Here is a 4,097-nt window from a genome sequence, read left to right as displayed (position 1 = left end):
CCTCCTGGAAGATCCGCATGCTGTTGTCGCCCTCGAACACCGTCGGGGCGACGTAGTAGCCGCCGGACAGCTCGCCGCCGAGGTCCACCCGCTCGCCGCCGGCGAGCAGCTTGGCGCCCTCCGCCTGGCCGGTGTCGATGTAGGAGAGGATCTTCTCCAACTGGTCGTTGCTGGCCTGGGCGCCGACCATGGTGTCGGTGTCCAGCGGGTTGCCCTGGCGCATCCGGGCCACCCGGGCCAGGCCGTCGCCGAGGAAGCCGTCGTAGATCGCACCGTCGATCAGCGCCCGGGACGGGCAGGTGCAGACCTCGCCCTGGTTGAGGGCGAACATCGCGAAGCCCTCCAGCGCCTTGTCGTAGAACTCGTCGCGCCGGTCGGCGACGTCGGCGAAGAACACGTTGGGGCTCTTGCCGCCCAGCTCCAGGCTGACCGGGATCAGGTTGCCGCTGGCGTACTGCATGATCAGTCGGCCGGTGGTGGTCTCGCCGGTGAAGGCGATCTTGCGGATCCGGGGGCTGGACGCGAGCGGCTTGCCCGCCTCCACGCCGAAGCCGTTGACCACGTTCACCACGCCGGCCGGCAGCAGGTCGGCGACCAGCTCCATCAGCAGCAAGACGGACACCGGGGTCTGCTCGGCCGGCTTGAGCACCACCGCGTTGCCGGCGGCGAGCGCCGGGGCCAGCTTCCAGACCGCCATCAGCAGCGGGAAGTTCCACGGGATGATCTGGCCCACCACGCCCAGCGGCTCGTGGAAGTGGTAGGCCACGGTGTCCTCGTCCAGCTGGGACAGGGCGCCCTCCTGGGCGCGCAGCGCCCCGGCGAAGTACCGCAGGTGGTCGACCGCCAGCGGCAGGTCCGCGGCGAGCGCCTCGCGGATCGGCTTGCCGTTGTCCCAGACCTCCGCGACCGCCAGCTCCGCCAGGTGTTGTTCCATCCGGTCGGCGATCCGCAGCAGCACCTGGGCGCGCTCCGCCGGGGCGGTGCGCCCCCACGCCGGGGCGGCGGCGTGCGCGGCGTCCAGCGCCGCCTCGATGTCCTCCGCCGTGCCCCGCGCCACCTCGCAGTAGACCTCACCGGTCACCGGGGACGGGTTCTCGAAGTACTGGCCGCGGACCGGCGGGACGAACCGCCCGCCGATCCAGTGGTCGTAACGGCTGTGCAGGTCGACGATCGCTCCGGGCCGGCCGGGGGCCGCGTACACCGTCATGCGGTGACCTCTCCTCAGTCTCGACGACAGGGAATGGGACCCGACCAGTCTGTCCCTGACATGGCCACAGTCAACAGGGCGAACACGGTTTGGCCGACCGACCGTTCGTGACGCGGCCGGTCACCGGCCCCGGGGCCGACACGAATCCCCCCGCGCCTGCGCGGCGGCACCGGCCCCGCGGTCCAAGAATGTGAGGGAACGTCAGAACCCCACGCCAGTGAGGAGACGAACCCGGTGTGCCACTACTGCGGGTGCCGCGACATCCCGCTCATCAGGGAGTACGTCGCCGAGCACGAGTCGGTGACCGACCTGGGCGGCGGAGCGGTGCGCGCGCTGGGGCGCGGTGACCACGGCGCCGCCCGCGACCTGGTCCGGCGGATGGCCGTCGAACTGCGGGCGCACTGGCAGGGCGAGGAGGCGGGCCTGTTCGCGCAGATGCACGAGGACGAGGAGTACGCCGCCTACATCGACGCCCTGGTGCGCGAGCATCGCGAGCTGGAGGCGTTCCTGGCCGCGCTGGACCTGGCGGACCCGGCCCAGCGGGCCGCGCTGGTGCGAGCGGTCGAGGAGCTGCACCACCACATCGCGAAGGAGGAGGACGGCCTCTTCCCCGCCTCGCTGACCGCGCTGCGCGGGGACCAGTGGGACCGCGCCATGGCGGCCTGGGGTGCCGTGCGCCGGGGGTAGTGCGGTGTCGGACGGCACTCCCGCTCGCGTAACCGTCTTGACCGGTGACGAATGGTCGGGTCATACTCGTCACCGTTCAGACCGGTGATTCGATCGGATCGCCGGCCACTCCACCCGAGGGGACAGAGCCATGACTGTCAGCTACACCGCTGCGGTGACCGTGACGGGCGAAGGGCGCAACGGGGGCCGGGTCGCGGCCAGCGACGGGGTGCTCGTCACGCCGCTCGCCGTCCCGAAGGAGCTGGGCGGCGCCGGCGGGGCCACCAACCCCGAGCAGCTCTTCGCCGCCGGCTGGGGCGCCTGCTTCCTGGGCGCGGTCCGCCGGGCCGCCGCCGCGCGCAAGGTGAGCCTGCGGAGCACCGCGATCACCGTGGAGGTGACGCTGAACGGCACCGAGGACGGCCAGTTCGGCCTCGCCGCCGTGCTCAACCTCGAACTCGGCGGCGTCGACCAGCAGACCGCCACCGAGCTGGGCCGGGCCGCCCACCAGATCTGTCCGTACTCCAAGGCCACCCGGGGGAACATCCCGGTCACCGTCAACGCCGTCGCCGTCACGGTCGCGGCGTGAACGGGGAGTCGACCGCGGCCGCCGCAGCGGGCCCGGCGCCGGAGGCCGCCGCCCGGCGGGCACGCTTCGGCGCCCTGCCCGAGCGCATCCGCTTCGAGGACATGACCGCGCTGCGGGACGTGTCCGCCGGCGGGCCGCCGACCGTGGACGATCCGGACCGGTGCTGGACGTTCTACTCGTGCCTCGCGCTGGACTTCGGCCTCTAGGATCCGCCGGCCGCCGGCGGGTCGGGGTGGCATCACCCGGTGCCGACCGGTCAGTGCACCGGTGCGACGGTGAGGGCGTGGATCGTCGGCCCGGCGCAGTGCTGGGTCGGCCACGGGAGGAAGAGCGCGTCCCGCTGGTTCGGCGGGTAGATCCGCAGCCCCTTGGCCGACGCGAGCTGGCACTGGGCGGGATCGTAGCCGCTGACGCCGTTCGCGTCGTGCAGTTGGGCGCTCGCGGTGCCACCGGGCTTGAGCGTCACGGTGGCGGCGGTCCCCGGCGCACGGTCGGCGGCGTTGCCGGACTGCACGCCGTTGTCGGTGACGTACGAGACGCCCGGGTAGCCGGTGAGGGTGCAGGTGGTGGCGGAGGTGTTGGTGAAGACCAGCTCCGCGTAGTACGACCCGGCCGCGACGTCCGCGTTCTGCTGCTTGACCGAGAGCTGGCCGGTGGCACACGCGCCCGGTGCACCGGGCGCCGGGGTCGGCGCGGTGGCCGGGGCGGTGGCGGCGCCGGTCGGCCCGCCGGACGGAGCGGCCGCCGTGCCGGACGAACCCCCGGGTGCGGGCGGCACGCTGCCCGGCCCGGGTGCCGGGGCCGCGGAGGGTGCCGCGGACGAGGGCGCCGGGGCGGCCGGGCCCGCGCCGTGCGACCCGTTCGAGGACGAGCCGCAGGCCGTCAGCACACAGGCGGTGGCCGCGGCGAGGGTGAGTATCGCGAACGAGCGGGATCGGCTACTGGTGGTCATGGGGCGCTCCTGGTCGCACCGGCGCTGTCACCTTCAGCCTTCCCCGTCCGGGGTGCCCGACGCAGCCGGTGTTGCCGAGTCGGGACGGGCCTGCGACGAACGGTGCACGCCGGGCGGGCGGGCCGGCCAAGCGGCCTGACCTATCATCAGACCATGACTGACCTGGCGATGATCCGGCCCGGCGGCGGGGAACGGCTGCGGGCGCCGGCCGGGTCGTACGTGGTCCACCTGTCGGGCGCGCAGACCGGTGGCGCGCTGGCGGTGGTGGAGTACCGCTTCCCGGCCGGTGCGATCGGGGCGGCGCCGCACGTCCACCACGGTCACGCGGAGCACTTCCACGTGCTGGCGGGCGAGGTGACCTTCGACCTCCCCGACGGCGCCAGCACGCTCGGCGCGGGCGGCACCGTCTCGGTGCCGATCGGCACGGCGCACGGATTCCGCAACGCCTCGGCGGACGAGGCCCGTTGCCTCTTCCTGCTCACTCCGGCCGGGTACGAGGACTACTTCCGCGACATCCACCGCGCCATCGAGCGGGGCGAGCCGCTCGACCCCGACCGGCTCGCCGCCCTGCGGGCCCGGTACGCGACCGAGACGCTCTGATCCGCCGGCCCATCGATCCGTCGGCCCGTCGGACCGCCGGCCCGTCGGCGGGGCAGCGGCGGCGCGGTCCGCAAAGTGCGGGC

6 protein-coding genes are annotated in these 4,097 nt (G+C 73.8%); 4 read left to right on the top strand and 2 right to left on the bottom strand.

The window, feature by feature from the left end; translation table 11 throughout:
• A partial coding sequence (locus ACFW1A_RS39190) for an aldehyde dehydrogenase family protein (protein WP_380418246.1) occupies positions 1–1,207 on the bottom strand: 1,207 nt, incomplete at its 3' end.
• A gap of 234 nt (positions 1,208–1,441) precedes the next feature.
• On the opposite strand from ACFW1A_RS39190, the gene ACFW1A_RS39185 reads away from it, so the two are divergent.
• The 3 genes from ACFW1A_RS39185 (at position 1,442) to ACFW1A_RS39175 (ending at position 2,668) form a co-directional block, all read left to right on the top strand.
• Complete coding sequence (locus ACFW1A_RS39185) at positions 1,442–1,894, top strand: hemerythrin domain-containing protein (protein ID WP_380418244.1); 453 nt, start codon at positions 1,442–1,444, stop codon at positions 1,892–1,894.
• Positions 1,895–2,024: 130 nt separating this feature from the next.
• Entirely contained in the window at positions 2,025–2,462 is a 438-nt protein-coding gene (locus ACFW1A_RS39180; protein WP_380418242.1) for an Ohr family peroxiredoxin, read from the top strand.
• Entirely contained in the window at positions 2,459–2,668 is a 210-nt protein-coding gene (locus ACFW1A_RS39175; protein WP_380418240.1) for a hypothetical protein, read from the top strand. Before ACFW1A_RS39180 ends, ACFW1A_RS39175 begins: the two co-directional genes overlap by 4 nt.
• Before the next feature lie 50 nt (positions 2,669–2,718).
• Here ACFW1A_RS39175 and ACFW1A_RS39170 read toward each other — a convergent pair whose 3' ends face one another.
• Entirely contained in the window at positions 2,719–3,414 is a 696-nt protein-coding gene (locus ACFW1A_RS39170) for a DUF4232 domain-containing protein (protein WP_380418238.1), read from the bottom strand.
• Positions 3,415–3,567: 153 nt separating this feature from the next.
• On the opposite strand from ACFW1A_RS39170, the gene ACFW1A_RS39165 reads away from it, so the two are divergent.
• Positions 3,568–4,014, top strand: coding sequence for a cupin domain-containing protein (locus ACFW1A_RS39165; RefSeq protein ID WP_380418236.1), 447 nt, complete (start codon positions 3,568–3,570; stop codon positions 4,012–4,014).
• Positions 4,015–4,097 lie beyond the last annotated feature (83 nt).

Source organism: Kitasatospora sp. NPDC058965 (assembly GCF_042741245.1).
Lineage (GTDB): Bacteria > Actinomycetota > Actinomycetes > Streptomycetales > Streptomycetaceae > Kitasatospora.
This window is presented reverse-complemented; position numbering and strand designations above follow the sequence as displayed.

Bases quoted from the DNA above. Each gene is read 5' to 3' on its own strand.
- ACFW1A_RS39180 (WP_380418242.1), top strand. From the start codon at position 2,025: ATGACTGTCAGCTACACCGCTGCGGTGACCGTGACGGGCGAAGGGCGC.
- ACFW1A_RS39170 (WP_380418238.1), bottom strand. From the start codon at position 3,414: ATGACCACCAGTAGCCGATCCCGCTCGTTCGCGATACTCACCCTCGCC.
- ACFW1A_RS39165 (WP_380418236.1), top strand. From the start codon at position 3,568: ATGACTGACCTGGCGATGATCCGGCCCGGCGGCGGGGAACGGCTGCGG.